Origin of the sequence: Maribacter sp., from assembly GCF_049667165.1 — a bacterium.
In the GTDB taxonomy this organism is placed as follows: Bacteria; Bacteroidota; Bacteroidia; order Flavobacteriales; family Flavobacteriaceae; genus Maribacter_A.
Genome location: NZ_JBATHS010000047.1, coordinates 34337 through 49780, shown reverse-complemented (window position 1 = coordinate 49780; position 15444 = coordinate 34337). Strand labels below are relative to the sequence as shown.

Genomic DNA, 15444 nt, shown 5'->3' with positions numbered 1-15444 from the left:
TTGATTGATGAAGTACTACTTTACCTGCACCTCGATTTCAGGTATTTTAAGCAATTGCAAGGTGGTCGATGCCAAATTGACCTTCCCTTTCGTTTTGGATACTGCATAAGCTATAGCTTCAAATAATCGATGCTTCGTACTCCTTCTTAATTTGTAATCGGTAATGTACCTGAGGTTCAGCACAATCCAGTTGTCGGTTAAACTGACAGCGAGGGTTGGGTCAATTTTCGCATCTTCTATATAATACCGTTCGACCATTTTAGCCCAGTTCGCTTTTGACTTGTTCGTATAATCCGCCAATATTTCAGAAGCCCGATCCATAATTATTTTCTTTGCCAATTCAAGATCGGAAGTATAAGTGATTAGAATATTAAGCTCGTCCCATACAAAAGGAAAGTCCATCGAATAATTTTTTATGGGACCTTTGAATACAAAGGCATTACTGATCTTTACGATACGTCCCGAGTAATTATCACTGTTGACCCATTCCCCCATTTCCATGATCGTCGTATAAATACTGCCAATATCGATCACATCACCCTTGATATTGTTTATCTCAATGCGATCACCTGGCTTATAGACCCTAACAAAAAATATATAGAAGGAACCAGCGATACTCAAAATCAATTCTTGGAGGGTAAATGTCAGTCCTGCAGTAAAAAGTCCGATAATAATGGTATAGTCCTTGACATTTTCAAAAGTGAAGGTCACCAATAACAAGATGGCGATTAGGATATACCCGACTATTTCGATACCCTTTTGGGCCTTATATCTAAAATCTGCATTTTCTATCCGCTTTTTGGTCAATTTTCTTAAAAACCCGATAACCAATACTATAACAACCAGCCAAATCAACACCCGCAGTCCCTTGAGGACCAAAGGGTCTTTTAAAAAATCGTTTAAAGTTTGCATCTTTTATATTTTTTGGAATCAATTCCCAAAAAAATCCCTGACCAATTTCTTTACTTGGTTGTCGGTCATGCTATCGGCCTTTTTAACGATGGTGACCTTGGCAGCCACAAGCGGATAGTGCTCATCCAATTCTTTCTTGAACATGGTAGCCGTTTCAGCCGGTCCGAACAGTGCCAGCTTATCAGCTGCTCCAATGGCGATAACCAAGTTCTTGAAATACGCTTTATATTGGTGTTTTTTACGCTCTAGGAACTTACTGTCCTGTACAACATCCTGGGGACCCCATTTGGCCGACTTGGTTCCCGATCCACCCGATGGCCTATAGTTTTCGATTTCTGAAACCAAGGTATCAAACGTTTCGGAATCCTTAGTGAGCGTTACAATATGTGCTTTTTCCTTATCAAGCCAAACTCCAATGTTTTTCATAAGTTCAATCATTTAAAAATTAAATACGGCACACCTATAGGGGCCTTCAGGTTTTTTGAGGAATCACCATAAACGGAATATCAATATCGAAAGCCAACTTTTTTATGACAGGTTCATGTAATAGACGCTCCAAAAAACTCTGTTCATAATTCACCATAACGAGCATTCCGATACCAAGCTCATCCAAAAAAGCTTGGATTGCCTTTGTTTTACTAGTGAAATTTGGCATCCAGTGCATTGTACTGGCAATGGGATTTAAATAGGTCCTCAAGGTTTTTAGATTACTCTCTTGTACCTTTGACAAACTTTTTTCTACGTTGATGTGCACTACACGTATGGCTGAACCACACTGGGTTGCCATTGCTTTTAAGGGTGCGATTATTTCAGCATCATAAGACCTCTTATAATCCGTGGCGAAAGCCATTTCATAAGGCACCTTAAAATCGGCATTCATAGGAACCGCCAAAATGGGGCATTTTTTTATGGACGCCATGATTTTTGTGGTCGTACTCCCTAAATATATTCCCAAACCACTTGATTTACCCTTGTTGCCCATGACTACTAAATCGATCTTATACTCATCAATCATATTTGACATCGCTTCGGTCAAATCCATTTTAACCGGAAGCAACGTATACCTATGATCAGGACACTTATGGTCTAGATTGATCCTATGGAAGGTCCGTTTAAGTTCCTCGCAGGATTCGTCCTTAAGTTGTTCGAGTAATCCTTTATGATGACCATTATGGTGGCCATTGTTACTATTCCTACTTAGCAATGGGGTACGTTCACTATAGGCATTCAACAGGTAAAAATTACAGGTCGTGGCCTTAAAGAGCCGGGACGCATAAAACAAAGCGTTGTAGGCATCATTCGAAAAATCTGTGGGCACTAGAATATTTTGCATATTCAATTGTTTTGATGTGGTGGGATTACCATAAATGGAATGGTTTCATGGAAACTCAATTTCTTGATCACGGGTTCAATGAACAATCGTTCCAAGAAATTATGACGATTTTGAATCATGACCAATAGGTCTGTACTCTTTGTTTGTTGAAAAGTATTAATCGCGGAAATCAATTCCTGGTTGGGTACCTCATGAAAAAGATGTTCGGTCTTGGCAAAAATTCCTTCCAATTTTGCTTTATTTTTCACCTGGGAAGGGGTTAAATCGTATCCTGATGATACATGCAATATGTCGATTTCCGTATTATGGTATTCACTTAGATCCAACAGCTCCTGCAATTGCTCTTTTTGATAATCGATCTCAAAATCGGTCGGAAACAATAATTTCTTGGGGGGAGTATAGGCAACGCCCGTAGGGATGGCCAAAACCGGACAACAGCCTTTTTCAATAACATGCACCGTATTGGTTCCTATAAAAATCTCCTTGGCCCCTGTTGCTCCTTGGGTACCCATTATGATTAAATTGGCACCCTCCTTTTGCGATGTATCGACGATTTCGTCCACAAGGATATTAAAGGCCGAATGCACCAGAAAAGTGTGTTTTTCATTTTTGAATTTCCCCAATAGTTTATTTTTCAAATCCTTTAATTGTGTCAAGGAATTCTCTTGGTAGATATCACCAAGACCAATCTGTCCTGGACTGTGCAAAACATATTCGGCCTGATAAATGGCAGGTGTATAGGTATGCACGAGGTAAAACGTACATTCTACCTCCTTGAACAGGTTAATGGCATAACATATGGCGTTATAGGCATTTTGTGAAAAATCGGTGGGTAAGATTATACGTTTCATATTTATGATTCTTTGATTATCTAAATAAATTCTGTAAGACCAAAAAAGGAATCTTAATATGTAGGCCTATCTTATCCAAAGTCGATTGCGACAACATATCCTCAAGGAAGGAATGTCTTGAATTCACAAAAACCAACATATCGATGTCATTATGTAAAATGTATTTGGTGATCGCAATGGTCTTATCCTTTTCCCCAGTGGTCTCGAATATCAATTTGGCCTTGGGAAGACATTCCCTAAGAAATTGCTGGTTGTCTTCTTGCCTTAGGGTGAGTTTCTTTATGGGATCGATATACAGCATATGAATTGTAGACCTAAACGAACCTGACATTTCGCACAGCAATTTCAACTCACGTCTTTTATATGGGGCCAAATAATTCGTCGGAAAAAGCACCTCTTTGGGGGCGTGGTAGGAATACCCTTCAGGAATGGCCAACACCGGACAACTGATATATTTCAAGACTTGCAAGGTATTGCTTCCGAAGGTTAGACTTCGATCATTGGTCTCCCCCCTGGTGGCCATGACAACCACATCCATATTTTCTTGGTTGACCAGATCATTTACCTCATCGATCAGGGATCCAAAGGCCGCAACCGTCTTATAACTATGTTGCGGATTGGGATAGAGGTGTTTTATCTCAGTTAAAATACCCTTGAGTCGTGTAACTGATTTACGGAATGTTTCTTCCTTTAACTCGTCCAAAAGGCTTCTTTTGGTCAATTTATCCTGTTGGTAAACTTCATCAGCATAGGCATGCATGATGAAAATCTCACTTTTTTCATACTTGAATACATGACAGGCATATTTTAAGGCATTAAAAGCATTTTCGGAAAAATCAGTTGGAACCAAAATCTTTCTCATGGTGTTGGCTTTACGTGTTTAGCCAAAGTTACCTTTCCTAAAAATCAAAAACCATGATTTTGGTCAGTTCTGAAGTCTTGGTATTTTATTAATTTGCATCTGCAAATGAGTTATGATGAAAAGTAGTTTCAATAACATTATCAATTCAGATACTCCTGTTCTGGTTGATTTTTTCGCGGATTGGTGTGGCCCTTGCAAAATGCTGGCACCCATTCTCAAGGAGGTAAAGAGCGATATGGGCGATGCGATTAAGATCGTAAAGATAGACGTGGACAAAAATCCCTCCATAGCCTCAAAATATCAGGTTCGGGGCGTACCTACGATGCTCTTGTTCAAAAATGGGAAACAGGTATGGCGGCAGTCAGGGGTACTTCAAAAAAGGGATATCATCCAAATAATCCAATCCCATAATTGAACACAAAGACGTTACTCGTGTAGAACCAAAAAGGGAATATCGGTATGGTAACTTATCTGTTCTACCTTGGGTCTAAAAAGTATTCGTTGAAAGAAATTTAGGTTCTTGGCCACCATGGTGATGACATCTATGTTCCTTGATTCTGTGAAACATTGTACCGCCGTTTCAAGATCGGTTCCTGTAAGCGAATGGAAGCTATGATCGATATCGCGCAAATAATCCTCCAAAAATTCCTTGTTCTCCAACTGTTCGTCACTTAACCTTTCCCCTTTTTTAGATATATGAAGCACACGTAAACTTGATTTATACAAGTTGACCATGGCAAACAGCGTATCAAGGACTTTCAAATCATAACTCAGATGGTAATCGGTAGGAAAAGCTATTTCCTTTGGTATTTTAAAGACTGCATTCTCTGGTACGGCCAGTAACGGACATTTGACTTTTGTAAGTACATCCCCTGTATTGCTACCCATGGTGACTTCCTTTAAGCCTGAGGCCCCCTTGGTTCCCATGATGATCAAATCTATTTTTCTAAGCTCTACTTGGCGTTTTATCGATTCCACAAAGAAATTATGGGAAGTGAAGGTCTCGAATGTATGTTTGGTTTTCGAAGCTATTTTATCGACTTGCATTAGCAGTTGATCGAAGCTGACCTTACTACTGCTTAAGACGCTTGTCTCCGCCATTCTAGAGGATACCTTTACAGAGGTACCTGCCGCCGAATAGGCCGGTATTGGGTTTATATGATGTAGATGGAAGGTACATTCGATATCCTTATAGAGTTGTATTCCATATTTAAGGGCATTCCATGAATTTTGTGAAAAATCGGTAGGGACTAAAATATGCATCATCTTTTTGTCTATTTATTTAAGGTACAAAATTAAGATGTTGGCACAAGGTTGTACATGATTTTGATCATGTGTTTGTAATTTAGGTGATGTTCAGTAGGTACGACTTAAGGCATCGTGATCTAAGATTCTTATTTTATGGTCTTCCATGGCAATAAGGCCCTCTTTTTTGAAGCTCGAAAGGGTACGGATCAAAGTTTCAGTGGCCATACCGGCAACATTGGCCAAGTCACTCCTTAAAATATGTATATTCCCAAGTTCGTCCTGTTCCAGTTTATCGGCGAACTTTAATAAGGTACTCGCGGTTTTCTTGCGCACAGATCCATACGCCATTTCCAATAATTGTGTTCTTGCCTCGGTGAGGTTTTCGGCCAAGACATGCATCAGTTCAATGGCGAGTTCATTGTTTTTCTCCAATACCGTCCTTAATTTATCCTTGCTTACCCCAACAAGTTTCGTGTCTTCCATGGCCGTGGCATATTCTTCATATATTTCGTTGGCTGTTAATGAAGAAAATCCGAAGAATTCATCCACATTGTAAATGGCAGTGATCAATTCCTTACCATTTTCATCCAATTTATGGGTCTTTACGATACCCTTTGTAATCAGATAGACCATGTGAACATTGCTTCCTTCACGATAGATTTCATCTCCCTGCGAAAACTCAAAGTCCTGCCCATTATCATCCAAATAATTTTTGAATTCATGAATGCTACGTATTCCATCATCTATTTGTTTCTCCTTCATTGGATCTGAAGCTGTGATTTCCTTTAATATGGCGGCCCTAGCTAATCTGCTTTCTATGGCACTGATAAGCTCGGCTTCCTCAAAAGGTTTGGTCAAATAATCATCAGCACCTAGGTTCATCCCTTTACGGATATCCTTTCGCTCAGTTTTGGCCGACAAGAATATAAAAGGGATATGCTTGGTTGTAGGATCTTCTCCTAATCGCTGTAAGACATCATAACCATCAAGTTCGGGCATCATAATATCACAGATGATCACATCGGGCAAGACCATTTTGGCCATCTGCACTCCTTTACTACCATTCGAAGCCGTCACGACCGTATAATCTGAAAGCCCTAAAAGCTCAGCGGTGTTCTCCCTTAGAATGGTATCATCTTCTATCAATAAAACTTTACTCATTCGTATCTAATTTAATTCTAAATGTATGCCTTCCCCTTTGGGCAACTCGACTGTGAAAGTGGTTCCCATATGCTCTTTACTCTTAAAATAAATCTTTCCTTCGAGGTTTTCAATATGCTCCTTGATAATATTAAGACCAATCCCCGTTCCTTGGTTCAATAAGGCATTTTCTGCCCTGAAATAGCGTTCAAAAATATGTTTTTGGTCCTTTTCTGGGATTCCGATGCCATAATCCTTTATTTTCAAAATAATCATATCCCCTACAATTTCAAATGAAATATCGATCTCAGAATCCTCAGGGGCATACTTTATGGAATTGTATATCAAATTTGTCAATATCAGGGTAAAAATCTTCTCATCCTGATATAGGACGACCTCATCGATATTGTGAGGATAATTGATCTTCTGCCCGTTTTTCAATAGCATGTTGGCATTATAAACGACTTCATTCACCACTTTGCTTAATGAAAACTTGGTGTAATTATAGATTTCTTTCCCTTTTTCAAGCCTTTCAATGGAAAGAAAATCGGTAAGGATACCATTAAGGTGCCTAACCTCCCCAATAATCGTAGTCAAATGCTTATCCCGTCTTTCTTGATCATCGGTATCCTTATATTTGCCCACCAGTGTCGCAGAAGTCAGGATACCACTGAGTGGCGTTTTGAATTCATGGGATACCAAAGACAAGAATTTTGTTCTCAATTCACTTAGTTCGCGCTCTCGCTGCAGCGCTATCTTCATTTTAGTTTCTGCCTCTTCCCTTTTTTTTATCTCTTTTTTTAGCATGGCCACTGTTTCCCTAAGCTCCAGGGTCCGGGTCTTTATCTTTTTTTCGAGATGATCGTTCAGGTCTTTGATCTGAGAATCGCGTTTACTGATTTCAGTCTTATCGAATATAAGGGTGAACACATAATCGATGCCTTCATAAGAAAAGGGATAGAGCCCTATTTGCACGGGGAACTTCTCTTGGTTCTTGCGCAGGCCAAACAATAAGCGATCGACCATCATTTTACCAGAAGATTTATGGGTGTCGAAAAAAGTTTCGACATGGCGGTCATGGTCCTTGTTGTGCGGATATGGCACCAAAACAGCAACAGATTGCCCAATGAGTTCATCCCTTTCATATCCGAACATTATATTGGCGTTGTTGTTGGTGGCCACGATGATTTGCGCTCTATCAACCACCAATATCCCTTCAGATACCGCTTCGGACAGCAGATTGAAAATATAATTGTTCTTCGCGAAAACCCTCATAGTATATAGAATTGCGTCAAATTACCATATGATTTGAGGCCTAATTCAAGCTGATTTGTTTTTAAAAGTAAGTTAATTCATTAGGATATGTAGCGTTATGATATAAATCATATTTTAAAAATATAAATCAAGGTAATTTTAGTGAAAATCACCATATCATGGAAAAAGTGAATTCCGTTTTGGATAAATCGACGTCTAGGGAGACTTGGGAACTATATAATCAGGAATGTGAGAAATTGAAATCCGATCTGGCGTGCCATAGTAACGAACTACACTTTTTACAAGAACTTTTAGATCGTTATTTTGAGGAGATCGTGCATAATGAAAATCTGGATGAGGTACGCGAGAGCCTTATGCGTTTTCAAGATCTTTGCTATAATTGTGGACGTCTTAAAAAAAGACTCAAGGACCATCAGGACCATTTAATAGATATTATCAAAGGTTCGACAAACTATGACCCGGATATGCTGTTTCAGGAACAATCTTGGATCGTAAAATGCAAATCATCGCTGATGAAGGATTTCAAAACGGTCAAAAAGGAAATCCTGAATATAGCCAATAATGTCATCCAGATCAATAAGGATAATAATGACATTGTCTTTCTGCACTAATTCTTTAACTTTCGGGAACACCAAATTTGGAACGCTATAAAGTGAAAGTGGAAGATGGACTATATCGATTATTATAAGGTACTGGATATTACAAAAAACGCTTCCCAAGCCGAGGTAAAAAAAGCGTATCGCAAGCTCGCCAGGAAGTTTCACCCCGATGTAAACCCCAATGATCCAGAGGCTGAACGAAAGTTCAAACAAATCAACGAGGCCCATGAAGTGTTGGGCAATCCTGAAAACAGGAAAAAATATGATGCGTATGGTAAGGACTGGCAACATGCCGATGAAATAGAAAAGGCAAAAAAAGCACAACAACAGCAAGGTTACCGTAGCCAGTCTACAGGAGGGTTCGGGGAACACGATTTTTCCGATTTTTTTGAATCGATGTTCGGGGGCAGGCCTTCGGGTGGATTCACTGGTGGTCGACAAGTAAAATATCGGGGTCAGGACTTCAACGCGGAACTCCAATTACAGTTGAAGGATGTCTATACGACCCACAAACGCACCTTAACGATCAATGGCAAAAACATACGAATCACCATTCCGGCTGGAATTGAAAACGGACAAACCATAAAAATAAAGGGACATGGGGGTCCTGGACGCAATGGTGGCCCTAAAGGAGATCTTCTGATCACCTTCGCCATAGACAACAACACCCCTTTTAAACGCGACGGCAATAATCTACACCGCACCGTGGAATTGGATCTATACACCGCTATTTTGGGAGGTGAGATCACGGTTGAAACTTTCGATGGTAAAGTGAAGCTAAAGGTAAAACCAGAGACCCAGAACGGGACAAGGATAAAATTGAAATCGAAAGGTTTCCCCGTCTATAAAAAAGAAGGGCATTTTGGAGATCTCTTCTTAACCTTCAACATTAAAATGCCGACAGGCTTATCGACCAAAGAAAAGGAACTCTTCGAGGAATTGGCACATTTAAATAAGAGGAAGTGATGGCGCAAATTAAATATATAGCAGTCAAGGATTTTTGTTTCAGTCATGGGATCAATACCCGGTTTATCATCGAATTACAAGAATATGGTTTGATAGAGGTTATTACAAAGGAAGACGTTGAGTACATCCAATATGATGAACTCCCGAATGTTGAAAAAATAGTACGCCTACATGCCGATCTAAACATCAATCTTGAAGGTATCGCCGTTATTCATGAATTGTTGGATAGAATACATCGAATGCATGAAGAAAATATTAGCCTTAAGAATAAATTGCGTTTTTATGAATGATCATTGTTCTAAAACACACCTATAGCTCCGAATAATCAGTGTTAAATACCTTTCATATGGTGCAAAGAGCACTACGCTATATCTTGGTACTATTTTTCTTGTCCTGTGGTAAGGATGTAGAAAAAATCACGCCGAAAAAAACAACCTTGGTTACGTCTGTATATGCCTCGGCCATAGTACAGCCAGATAGTCTGTACGCCGTATATGCATCGGTAGCCGGAATATTGGATGAGCTTTATGTGAACGAAGGTGATACTGTGGTTAAGGGCAGTGCGCTATTTCATATTTTCAATAAATCCCCTGAATTGACAAGGCAAAACGCGAAAATCAACCTTCAAGAGGCCCGTGAAGCCTATAAAGGTAGTGCCGCTGTTTTGGAGGGAATGCGAAAGGAGATCGAAACCGCCAGATTGAAATTACAAAACGATTCCGTGAATTTTAAGCGACAGGAACGCTTATGGCAACAGGAAATCGGTTCGAAAGCCGAATTCGATAACAAAAAATTGAATTACGAACTTTCCCTGAACAATTTGAACGTTCTTGAAAATAATTACGACCGCACCAAGGATGAGCTTAGGAACAAGGTAGCTATGGCCGGGAATACCTATGAAGCGGCCATAGTAACTAGCAATGAATTCACCATCACAAGTAAAATCAATGGCCGGGTATATGCCATCTACAAAAATATAGGGGAAATAGTAACCACCGTTGAACCCCTAGCGAGTTTGGGTAGTTCCGATAATTTCCTAATTGAATTGTTGGTCGACGAAGTCGACATCGTTACATTGAAAGTCAACCAAAAGGTCATCATAAATCTGGATGCCTATCCCGGGGAAGTCTTTGAAGCACATGTTCATAAGATATACCCGAAAAAAGATGAACGTTCCCAGACGTTTAAGATCGAGGCTGTTTTCGATAGGGCGCCCGAAGTGTTATTCCCCGGTTTGGCCGGGGAGGCCAATATTATTGTTTCTGAGAAGGAAAACACCTTGACCATACCCTTGGAATATTTGATGGACAACCATATGGTGAAAACAAATGACGGAGCGGTAAGCGTTGAGGTCGGCGCCAAAAACCTAACGGAAGTCGAAATACTCTCGGGCATAGATGAGCATACTGAAATCCTTAAACCTGAACAATGATCAATTGGAAGGTCATATTGAGTATTTCGAAAACACACTTGCTATCCCGCATCAAACAAACAAGTATAGCCGCGTTGGGGGTCACCTTTGGTATCGGAACCTTTATAATCCTGGTAAGCTTCATGACGGGTTTGAACGGCCTTTTAGACGGACTCATTTTAAACCGTACCCCACACGTACATATTTATAACGAGATCAAACCTTCAGTGCGTCAGCCCTTAGATCTATACGATAAGTTTGAGGATAGTTTTAAGCTTGTTCATTCCATAAAGCCAAAATTAACCCAGACCAAAATACACAATGCGCTTCCTTTGATCGATCAACTGAAAAAGAATCCGGATGTAAAAGGCGTGATTCCCCAATTGAAATCCCAGATCTTCTATATCTCCGGTTCCATTGAATTAGGAGGTAATCTAGTGGGGATTGATGTCTTAGAGGAAGTACGCCTTTTCAATTTTGGGGATTATGTGATCAAGGGTAGCCCTGAGGCCCTGAACAATTATGAAAACGGAATCCTGATCGGTTCGGGCGTTGCTGAAAAAATGTCACTTGATATTGGAAATACGGTACAGATCAGTACCGTACGTGGCGATTTGTTTCCTTTGAAAATCGTGGGCATCTACCAAAGTGGTCTTGCCGATATCGATAATATCCAAAGTTTTGCGACTTTAAAAACGGTGCAAAAGATACTTGGGGAACCAAAGAACTATTTTACGGATATCAATGTTAAATTATTTGATATCGATAAAGCTGTTCCCATGGCACGGAATATCGAAAATCAGTTCAACCTTACTGCGGTCGATATCAAATCGGCCAATGCGCAGTTCGAAACGGGCACTTCTATAAGAAACCTTATTACCTATGCCGTATCGATCACCTTATTGATCGTTGCCGGTTTTGGTATTTATAATATACTAAATATGCTTATTTATGAGAAGATGAATGACATAGCCATTTTAAAAGCCACAGGTTTTTCAGGCCGCGATGTGCAGTTGATTTTTATGAGTCAGGCTATTCTTATAGGGCTTATTGGTGGTATTTTAGGATTGGTGGTCGGCTATTCCATATCCTCGGTGATTGATAATTTGCCCTTTGAGACAGAGGCACTTCCTACCATTAAAACGTATCCGGTAAACTATAATATCTGGTATTACGTCATAGGAATCTCGTTTGCGATGATCTCAACATTCCTGGCCGGTTATTTCCCCTCCAAAAAAGCAAGGAAAATAGACCCCGTTGAAATAATCAGAGGACAATAACCATGGGGAACAATATTATCTTAGAGGCAAGGAACATCAATAAATATTTTCGGGAACCTGTGCTTTTTCATGTGCTAAAGAATATTAATTTTAGTATAAAACATGGGGAATTCGTCTCCATTATGGGCAAGTCGGGCTGTGGAAAATCCACATTGCTATATATCTTATCGACCATGGACACCGATTACGAGGGCGATCTATTTTTGAACGGGGAACTGGTTTCCGGAAAATCCCATGAGGAATTGGCCAAAATCAGGAATCGCAATATTGGATTCGTTTTTCAATTTCATTATCTACTTTCAGAATTCACGGTGCTTGAAAATGTGATGCTCCCTGCAAAAAAACTGGGGGTGAAATCCTTTGAGGAAATTGAACACGACGCCATGGAAAAGTTAAAGCTTCTCGATATACAGGAACAAGCCAAAAAATTGGCGTCACGTATTTCTGGCGGACAAAAACAACGTGTGGCCATAGCAAGGGCCCTTATCAATGACCCGGCCATCATCATGGGCGATGAACCCACAGGCAACTTGGACAGCCATAATTCACAAAACGTAATGAATATCTTCAAAGACCTATCCGCAGAACGAAATCTTTCCTTATTGGTAGTGACCCATGATCACGATTTTGCCGATAATACCGATCGTATCATTGAAATGGGCGACGGCACTATTATTCGCCAATAACTCCCTATCATTATCTGAACAATGACAAATGTCATAAATAATCCGTTAGGTTAAAGGTAACTTTAATGAAGTTCATAAATGTTGAATTTATATTTCAAGATCATGGAAAATTATAGAACACGACCCAAAGGCACCTTCATACAAAAAACAGATTGGAATGAATTATATGTGTTGACCAAACATTGGAAATCTGATCTGACTTTCTTTAAACAAGACCTACATTTTCTTCATAAATTGTTGAGCAAATATTTTATTTGGATCACAAAAAAAGAGAATCTAGCAGCCGTGGAATCGATAGGAAAGGGTGTTTTAAAGGATAAGAAAACAAGTGATCGACTACTTCAACGGGTGGATGAACATATTTCCCATATCGCCCAGACCATTCAAGACCCGTTTAAACATGATTCAAGTATATTCCGTGATGAACATCAAGTACTTGAAGATGATATCGCCGATTTCTATAAAACCGTACGTGAAAATAGAAAACAGGTATTTGCCATAACCGAACACATCTTGGATAGCGAAAACCTGGAACATTTACTCGAGGAGTGATTTTTTACGAAATATTTGACCAAGCCAACGCCGCAGGTCCTAAAATGGCGGCATTTCGAGGTGCATCGGATAGATATACCCGTATCTTGCCCTTATAGGCGACGAATAGATTTTTCTCCATGCTCGCGATAACCGGTTGCAAGAGGATATCCCCGGCCTTACTGAGTCCTCCTGCCAAAATAAAGGCTTCAGGATCTAAATGCGCCACTGTATCGGCCATTTTGCTGCCTAGGATCTCCGCGGTAATACTAAAAGCCCTCAGGGCCAATAGATCACCATCAAGCGCAGCCTTGGCAATTGTTTCCCCTGTGAGGTCCTCGAAACTGATGCTCCTTAAAGGGGAATCTTCCCGCATTTCGGCAATCAACTCAAAAACCGTTCGTTTTATGCCGGTAACCGAAGCATAGGTTTCCAAACAGCCCTGTAGTCCACAATTACAATACCTGCCATTGGGATCGACATTCACATGTCCGATCTCACCGGCTTGGGCATGTTCCCCTAAGAGGAGGTTTCCATTGACCACGATGCCACTACCCAAACCCGTTCCCAACGTCAAAACAACAAAATTCCGCATGCCCTTGGCCATGCCAAAGTGTAATTCGCCCAAGGCTGCGGCATTGGCATCATTGGCAATATACACAGGAAGGTTCAACGCGGTTGTTATTGATTTGGCAAGCGGTATTTCCTTACCCCAGTTTAAGTTGGGCGGATTCTCGATCTGACCTGTCAGCGAATTGGCATTGGGTGCCCCAATACCTACAGCCAAAGGTTTGGCTTGGGATTTCGAGGTATCCATTAATCGATGAATGTTGGGTATCAACTCTTTTAAATAGGTTTCAAAAGGCTCTTTTGCCCTTGTACCAAAAACCTGGGAAGCAAGTATCTTACCTTTATCATCGACGATGCCGATCTTGGTGAAGGTTCCTCCTATATCAATGGCCAGTACCGTCTTCATACTATTGTTCTTAGCTTACAAATGACTCTAAAAGTATTGATTTTTAAACTGATACAGATCATCCTATAACTCAAAATTTAGACCTATACTTAATGGTCCAAAAAACATTCTGAAATATATTATGGAACCCAAGGAAAACAACAAGGAAAAACTATATTTCCATATTGGAAAACTCTTTTATGGCATTGCCATGGCTGACAGGAAAATCGACAGGAAAGAAATAATAGCCCTAAAAAACACGGTATCCAAAAATTGGATGCATGAATCCTTAACCCCAGATCATTTCAACACAGATGGTCCCCAAGAAATACTTGAGGCCTTTTCCGAAATGCAACATACCAAGGCTGATAGTGACCCTTGCTTTAGTGCATTCCGTGATTTTTATCTTGAAAACCAACGGCTGTTTACCCAAGATGTAAAAAAACGGATTTGGGAGACTGCACAAACCTTGGCTTTGTCCATGGCCAAAAAAAATAAATCGGAATTGATTGTCCTGGCCAAACTCAGGTTGTTGTTTCAAACCTAGCTTTACAATTTGAATGTGATAACCGGTAATTCTGCATTGTTGGCGATATCTTCGCCCACACTACCTTTGAAAAAGTGGGCTAATCCCTTTCTTCCTTGGGTTGGCAATGCAATGATATCGGCATCGATTTTACGAGCATAACTGTAAATACCCTCCTCTATGCTGTAATCATTCAATATCTGAACACTATCCTTCTGATGTGCTTGCCCATGATGGGCTACACCCATAAATAGTGCTATTTGCGCATTGATTTCCTCAGAACTTTTGAAATATTGATTGGGACGATTAACATAGACGTTATGCACCTCAACATTCAATAAACTGAAGAATTTCATGGCCTTATTGAACACTTCTACATGCTCAACCTCAAAATCACTGGCGTATACCGCTTTCTTGATGCTGAAATCTTTATTTCTCTTTTTAATAACAAGTACCGGAGCGGTACAGGTCCGAATTACCTTTTCCGTATTCGAACCCACGAATAAGCCTGTCAAACCACTGTTGCCATGGGATCCCATAACTACAAGATCTATTTCCTGTTCTTTTACGATATTGTTTATTTCTTGGAAATCCTTATAATTTTGGACGATTTCTGCAACTTTGATCCCTTTCATAAAGGGTTTGCCCAAGAATTCATTGAATCTTTTTTTGGCCAACTTCATATAGTATTGAGCCTCCATAAATTCCTGGGCTTCATTCTTTGTGAAAATAGCCTCCGAGAGGCCCAGCATGTGCAATAAAACCAATTCTGCCTTAAAGTTTGTGGCCAATTGGGCCGCCACTTCCAAGGCGTTTTCCGAGAACTCGGAAAAATCTACCGGTACCAGTATTCTCTTCATGGGTACTAC

At 40.2% G+C, this 15444-nt stretch carries 19 protein-coding genes; 9 read left to right on the top strand and 10 right to left on the bottom strand.

The features are described from left to right. Window positions 1-15 precede the first annotated feature (15 nt). Genes WBM98_RS02555 through WBM98_RS02535 form a run of 5 tightly spaced genes read right to left on the bottom strand, consistent with a single transcriptional unit; the run spans window position 16 to window position 3958 of the window. Entirely contained in the window at window positions 16-912 is an 897-nt protein-coding gene (locus tag WBM98_RS02555; RefSeq protein ID WP_424364454.1) for a mechanosensitive ion channel family protein, read from the bottom strand. An 18-nt stretch (window positions 913-930) separates the two neighbouring features. Next, window positions 931-1338 (bottom strand): hypothetical protein, encoded by a 408-nt coding sequence (locus WBM98_RS02550; protein ID WP_424364453.1) that lies wholly within the window; start codon window positions 1336-1338, stop codon window positions 931-933. A gap of 46 nt (window positions 1339-1384) precedes the next feature. After that, window positions 1385-2245, bottom strand: a complete 861-nt coding sequence (locus WBM98_RS02545) for a universal stress protein (protein WP_424364452.1) — start codon at window positions 2243-2245, stop codon at window positions 1385-1387. A gap of 2 nt (window positions 2246-2247) precedes the next feature. After that, complete coding sequence (locus WBM98_RS02540; protein ID WP_424364451.1) at window positions 2248-3096, bottom strand: universal stress protein; 849 nt, start codon at window positions 3094-3096, stop codon at window positions 2248-2250. A gap of 16 nt (window positions 3097-3112) precedes the next feature. After that, entirely contained in the window at window positions 3113-3958 is an 846-nt protein-coding gene (locus WBM98_RS02535; RefSeq protein ID WP_424364450.1) for a universal stress protein, read from the bottom strand. 115 nt (window positions 3959-4073) lie between these two features. Between WBM98_RS02535 and trxA the strand changes: the two genes are divergently transcribed. Then, complete coding sequence (gene trxA / locus WBM98_RS02530) at window positions 4074-4373, top strand: thioredoxin (RefSeq protein WP_424364482.1); 300 nt, start codon at window positions 4074-4076, stop codon at window positions 4371-4373. An 11-nt stretch (window positions 4374-4384) separates the two neighbouring features. Here the strand turns inward: trxA and WBM98_RS02525 are convergent, their stop codons facing one another. From WBM98_RS02525 to WBM98_RS02515, 3 genes are all read right to left on the bottom strand, one after another. After that, the gene (locus WBM98_RS02525; RefSeq protein WP_424364449.1) at window positions 4385-5224 is read right to left on the bottom strand and encodes a universal stress protein; all 840 of its coding nucleotides are present in this window, start codon (window positions 5222-5224) and stop codon (window positions 4385-4387) included. Window positions 5225-5314: 90 nt separating this feature from the next. Further along, window positions 5315-6367 (bottom strand): response regulator, encoded by a 1053-nt coding sequence (locus WBM98_RS02520; RefSeq protein ID WP_424364448.1) that lies wholly within the window; start codon window positions 6365-6367, stop codon window positions 5315-5317. Between the two features lie 6 nt (window positions 6368-6373). Further along, window positions 6374-7621, bottom strand: a complete 1248-nt coding sequence (locus WBM98_RS02515) for an ATP-binding protein (RefSeq protein WP_424364447.1) — start codon at window positions 7619-7621, stop codon at window positions 6374-6376. A gap of 158 nt (window positions 7622-7779) precedes the next feature. On the opposite strand from WBM98_RS02515, the gene WBM98_RS02510 reads away from it, so the two are divergent. The 7 genes from WBM98_RS02510 to WBM98_RS02480 all read left to right on the top strand — a co-directional run bounded on the left by WBM98_RS02510 (window position 7780) and on the right by WBM98_RS02480 (window position 13115). Beyond that, window positions 7780-8232 carry a hypothetical protein gene (locus tag WBM98_RS02510; RefSeq protein ID WP_424364446.1) on the top strand — a complete coding sequence of 151 codons (453 nt, stop codon included), beginning with the start codon at window positions 7780-7782 and terminating at the stop codon, window positions 8230-8232. A 54-nt stretch (window positions 8233-8286) separates the two neighbouring features. Continuing rightward, window positions 8287-9186 (top strand): DnaJ C-terminal domain-containing protein, encoded by a 900-nt coding sequence (locus WBM98_RS02505; RefSeq protein ID WP_424364445.1) that lies wholly within the window; start codon window positions 8287-8289, stop codon window positions 9184-9186. Next, on the top strand, window positions 9186-9476 hold the full coding sequence (locus WBM98_RS02500) for a chaperone modulator CbpM (RefSeq protein WP_424364444.1): 291 nt from the start codon (window positions 9186-9188) through the stop codon (window positions 9474-9476). The genes WBM98_RS02505 and WBM98_RS02500 overlap by 1 nt, the downstream gene beginning before the upstream one ends. 56 nt (window positions 9477-9532) lie before the next feature. After that, window positions 9533-10618 carry an efflux RND transporter periplasmic adaptor subunit gene (locus tag WBM98_RS02495; RefSeq protein WP_424364443.1) on the top strand — a complete coding sequence of 362 codons (1086 nt, stop codon included), beginning with the start codon at window positions 9533-9535 and terminating at the stop codon, window positions 10616-10618. Then, complete coding sequence (locus tag WBM98_RS02490) at window positions 10615-11877, top strand: ABC transporter permease (protein ID WP_424364442.1); 1263 nt, start codon at window positions 10615-10617, stop codon at window positions 11875-11877. Before WBM98_RS02495 ends, WBM98_RS02490 begins: the two co-directional genes overlap by 4 nt. Before the next feature lie 2 nt (window positions 11878-11879). Continuing rightward, window positions 11880-12563, top strand: a complete 684-nt coding sequence (locus WBM98_RS02485) for an ABC transporter ATP-binding protein (RefSeq protein WP_424364441.1) — start codon at window positions 11880-11882, stop codon at window positions 12561-12563. Between the two features lie 78 nt (window positions 12564-12641). After that, on the top strand, window positions 12642-13115 hold the full coding sequence (locus WBM98_RS02480) for a hypothetical protein (protein ID WP_424364440.1): 474 nt from the start codon (window positions 12642-12644) through the stop codon (window positions 13113-13115). Between the two features lie 4 nt (window positions 13116-13119). Here the strand turns inward: WBM98_RS02480 and WBM98_RS02475 are convergent, their stop codons facing one another. Continuing rightward, complete coding sequence (locus WBM98_RS02475; protein ID WP_424364439.1) at window positions 13120-14070, bottom strand: ROK family protein; 951 nt, start codon at window positions 14068-14070, stop codon at window positions 13120-13122. A gap of 121 nt (window positions 14071-14191) precedes the next feature. Here WBM98_RS02475 and WBM98_RS02470 point away from each other — a divergent pair, with 121 nt between their 5' ends. Continuing rightward, window positions 14192-14596 (top strand): hypothetical protein, encoded by a 405-nt coding sequence (locus WBM98_RS02470; RefSeq protein WP_424364438.1) that lies wholly within the window; start codon window positions 14192-14194, stop codon window positions 14594-14596. A gap of 2 nt (window positions 14597-14598) precedes the next feature. Here WBM98_RS02470 and WBM98_RS02465 read toward each other — a convergent pair whose 3' ends face one another. Further along, the gene (locus WBM98_RS02465) at window positions 14599-15435 is read right to left on the bottom strand and encodes a universal stress protein (RefSeq protein WP_424364437.1); all 837 of its coding nucleotides are present in this window, start codon (window positions 15433-15435) and stop codon (window positions 14599-14601) included. Window positions 15436-15444: the final 9 nt, after the last annotated feature.